A 4,157-nucleotide genomic window follows, 5' to 3' on the forward strand; every position below is an offset into this window, starting at 1 on the left:
CAGCAGTTCCCGGTCGGTGATGGTTCGCCAGACGCGCTCCGGCGGGTGCTCGAACTCAACATCCATCCGGATTTCGGTCACCGCGCGACTTTACGCGGGTTGAACCGATCACCGCCGCCCCGCCGTATGGAGGGGTGAGGCGGGGGATTCACTGACGTCCCGCCTCATCGATGTCTCCGGGCATCCGGTGGCCGCCGCGCTCGGGCGGGCGCCGGATGCGGGCCGCCCGGCCCACCGGTGAGCCCGCGACCGAGCGGCGCGGCGACCGGCACCTTGTCCCAGAAGGGTTGGGTTGTCAGGCGTATGTCACAACGTTCATCCCGCACCACACACCACCGGGCTGACCCCGATCCGCGCGGCCTGCGCCGGTGGCAGGTGGCCGGCACGGTGGTCGGCGCCGTGCTGATGCTCGGCGCCGGGCTCGGGGTCGCGGCGGCCGAAACCGGGGGCACGGGCGCGCCGGCCGTGCAGTGCCCGGTCGTGGCCGACCGGTTACCGCCCGTTCCGGCCGCCGCGCAGGCCGAGGTGACGCGCAATCTCGCGCTGTTGAACCTGCAGGTGGCCGAGGCGAACCAGCGATTGGAGACGAACGAGGGACGGGGTGGACCGAACTTCGTGGCCACCGAGATCCTGGCGCCGCTCGTGCAGAAGCGGCGCGCCACGATCGACGAGATCGCCACGACGATCGGTCGCGAGGCCGAGCGGCCGGCCGGCCTGGAGTCGCTCGCTGCGTGCCGCGTTACACCGGGCGGCGTCGGTGGCGCGCCGGAGCCCACCGAGCCGCGGCCGACCACACCGTCCATTCAGGAGGGCTCAACCGAATCCCCGGGCGCCGGCTCGCCGGCTGCAGAATCACCGGGCGCCCAATCGCCCGGTGTCGAATCCCCGGGGATCGGGTCGCCCGCACCGATCGCACCGGCACCGGCCTCGCCCGGTATCCCGACGCGGTCCTGAGCCGGCCGTCCGTGGCCCCGCCGCCCCTCCGCGTCGCCCCGCACGCGAACCGGAGGGGCGCGTGTGCGGTGACCGCGCGGTGACGCCACGTCATCGTCGCAGGGTCTTCCGCCCGTCGGACCGGTCGCGGCCGCGGGCCGACCCGGGTCCGCGGTAGCCGGCGAAATCAATCGCCAAGACCTTCATCCGTCCGGCTCTTTCGTACGTAGTTGGTGAGGGACGGACACGGAGCGAGCCAACGGTACGGCTCGGGCGCGACCGTCATAGGCACAGCGGTAACCGTGTTGTTCGGGATGGCGCCCGACCACGCGGGACGCGTTGGTGGCACCGATGCGGGAGATCGAGGAGTGTATGGCCGGGACGAAGCTCAACCAGCGATCCGCTATCCCGAGGACCGCCGTGACCGGCGTCAAGGGACGGCCGTCGAGGTTGTCACTGGCGGTGTTGGCCGCCTCGGTGCTGACCTCGCTCTGGGCGGTCTCGATGCTCACCCCGACAGGCCGCGTCGCCTACGTCTACATCTACTTCTTCGTGGACTTCTACGCCGGGGTCTTCACCCTGGTCTCGTTGAGCCTGACCGTGATGGGTGGACTGCTCTCCACGGACCGGATCGTGCTGCGGGCGCCGCACCGGGTACTGGTCCAGGCGGCACACCGCACCACCGGCATCCTCGCGGTGGCCTTCCTCGGCCTGCACATCGTGACCCAGATCTCGCTCGGTCGGGTCGGGGCGATCGACGTGCTGGTGCCCTTTCTCGGCGGCCTCTACGTCGGCTTCGGCACCATCGCGGCCTTCCTGATGGTGAGCGTCTTCTGGACCGGGCTCATCCGGGCACGCTTCCTCGGCGGGAAGCCATGGATGTGGCGGGCGCTGCACAGCACCGCCTACGCCTCCTGGCCGGTCGCCCTCCTGCACGGGCTCAACGCCGGCCGGCCGCCGGCGGCCTGGGTCACCGCGAGCTACTTCGTCTGCGTGCTGCTGGTCGCGGTCGCGCTGCTGGTCCGGCTCTCCGTCAATTACGGACGCCGGGATGCCTTCACCACGCAGACAGGCTCGATGCAGCCGGTCGGCAAGGCGGCCGCTGAGCCCACGGTGACCGCGACGACCAGTTCGCGGCGCCGCCGGGGCGGCGGCGATGTCCGGATCAGCACGGAGCCCGCGCAGCCCCGCTTCAGCGACGTCCGCGCCGGGGGCGGCGACATGATCGACTCGTGGGCGCCGGCCGGCGACTACCGGAGCCGGGAGGTCGGCTCCACCCGCTCCGGCCGGTACAGCGTCCCCGCCGTTCCCCAGCGTCGCGCCGAGGAGGAGCGTCCGGCCGCGGCCTCACCGGCGTGGGAGGCGCCCGAGCGTCCGACGGAGGCGGCGGAGACCGGGCGCCGCGGCGGGCGGCACAGCCGCGACGACGTGCCGGAGCGCGATGAACTGTTCAGCCCGGCGGCGTCGTACGTCGCGGAGCCGACCTACCTTCCGCCCGATGACACCCCGACCCTCGTCGACCTGGCCTCGCGTCGTGCTCTGCGGGCCGAGGGCGCCCCGTCGTCGAGCCGTTCGGCGCGTCGCAAGCGCGCGTCCGGCGACGACGTGGACGCGGGGTACTGGAGCCGCCTGCGAGGCGAGGCACAGTGAGCGTTGCGTCGGTTCCCCCCGTCGCCTGCGTCGGCGTGCCGCGGTTGACCGCCGGGCTCGACGAGTTCGGCCGGCTCGACCTGCTGGCGCACGAAGAGGTGCACGGGCCGATCGGCCCGCTCTCCACCAGTGACCTGATCCGGCTGACCGATGCCATCGCCCTGCAGGGCCGGGGCGGCGCGGGCTTTCCGTTCGCGAAGAAGATCAGGGCCGTGCTCGAATCGGCCGCGAAGCAGGACAAGCCGACGGTGGTGGTGGTCAACGCGACCGAGGGTGAGCCGGCGGCCTGGAAGGACAAGGTTCTGCTCACCCGCGCCCCGCACCTGATCCTGGACGGCGCGGCGCTCGCCGGCTTCGCGCTCGACGCCGAGGAGATCGTCATCGGAATCGCCGACGACGGGGTCGGCGGCGCATCGCTCGCGGCCGCGCTCGCCGAACGGCGGATGCCGGTCAAGACCAGCATCGTCACCGTGCCGCACCGGTTCATCTCCGGCGAGGGAGGTGCGCTGGTCCGCGGCATCAACGGCGAGGCGCACATCCCGCCGGGGCGCAAGGTCCGGGCCAGCGACACCGGCGTCAACGGGTTGCCCACGCTGCTCTCCAACGCCGAGACGTACGCGCAGTTGGCGATCGCCGCGCGTCTCGGACCCTACGAGTACGCCGCAGTCGGCACCGCCGACGAGCCGGGCACCGTCATGCTGACGGTGACCGGCTCGGCCGCCCGGCCGGCCGTCGTGGAGTGCCCGACGGGCACGCCGCTCGCCGAGGTCCTGCGCATGTGCCAGGCCCCGGTCGGGCCGGGGCTGCTGACCGGCGGGTTCCACGGCAAGTGGATGACCCCGGAGGCGGTGGCGCGGGCGGAGGTTTCCCGCAAGAGCCTGATGGCGAACGGTGGGACGCTCGGCGCCGGCATCATGATCCCTCTGGGCGACCGCACCTGTCCGCTCGGGGAGGCGGCCCGGGTGGTGCGCTACCTGGCCGGCGAGTCCGCCGGTCAATGTGGACCGTGCCGGCTCGGCCTGCCGGATCTGGCCCGGGCGGTCGACGGGATCGCCGCCGGTGGCGCGGCCCCGGACGTGGTGCGGGCCGCCGCCGGTGTCGTGAAGGGGCGCGGCGCGTGCAGCCATCCGGACGGCACGGCGCGCTTCGCCACCTCGGCGCTGGAGGTGTTCGCCGCCGACATCGCCGCGCACGCCGGCGGAGACGGCTGCGGCAAGAAGGTGAAGGGGGTGCTGCCGATCCCGGCGAAGCTCGACGCCGGCGGCGGTCCGCGGCTGACGGTGGACTGGACGCGCTGCGACGGGCACGGTCTCTGCGCGCACGTCGTCCCCGAGTTGATCCAGCTCGACGGAAACGGGTTCCCGGCGTTCCCGCCGGCGCCGGTGCCGCCCTGGCTTCAACCCGGCGCCCGTAAGGCCATCAGCATGTGCCCCGCGCTCGCACTGCGGCTGACCGACGCCTGATCGCCGCCGCGGACGGTCCGCTGCGGTGCAGACGGACGCCTCCATCAACCCGGGGAACTCCGGCGGACCGCTGGTCAACGCCCGCGGTGAGGTGATCGGGGTGAACACGGC

At 73.1% G+C, this 4,157-nt stretch carries 3 protein-coding genes and 1 pseudogene; all 4 read left to right on the top strand.

Annotation, left to right across the window (positions count from 1 at the left end):
- The first annotated feature begins 303 nt into the window (after window positions 1-303).
- Window positions 304-954 (top strand): hypothetical protein, encoded by a 651-nt coding sequence (locus AB0J06_RS26235; protein WP_357432329.1) that lies wholly within the window; start codon window positions 304-306, stop codon window positions 952-954.
- Between the two features lie 330 nt (window positions 955-1,284).
- Window positions 1,285-2,583, top strand: coding sequence for a hypothetical protein (locus AB0J06_RS26240; protein WP_357432331.1), 1,299 nt, complete (start codon window positions 1,285-1,287; stop codon window positions 2,581-2,583).
- Window positions 2,580-4,046 (top strand): NADH-ubiquinone oxidoreductase-F iron-sulfur binding region domain-containing protein, encoded by a 1,467-nt coding sequence (locus tag AB0J06_RS26245; protein ID WP_357432333.1) that lies wholly within the window; start codon window positions 2,580-2,582, stop codon window positions 4,044-4,046. Before AB0J06_RS26240 ends, AB0J06_RS26245 begins: the two co-directional genes overlap by 4 nt.
- Window positions 4,047-4,059: 13 nt before the next feature.
- Window positions 4,060-4,157 (top strand): annotated as a pseudogene (locus tag AB0J06_RS26250) (trypsin-like peptidase domain-containing protein); the annotation flags it as partial.

It is taken from the genome of Micromonospora sp. NPDC049679, from assembly GCF_040659735.1.
Classification (GTDB): Bacteria; Actinomycetota; Actinomycetes; order Mycobacteriales; family Micromonosporaceae; genus Micromonospora_I.

Bases quoted from the DNA above. Each gene is read 5' to 3' on its own strand.
- AB0J06_RS26235 (WP_357432329.1), top strand. From the start codon at position 304: ATGTCACAACGTTCATCCCGCACCACACACCACCGGGCTGACCCCGAT.
- AB0J06_RS26240 (WP_357432331.1), top strand. From the start codon at position 1,285: ATGCGGGAGATCGAGGAGTGTATGGCCGGGACGAAGCTCAACCAGCGA.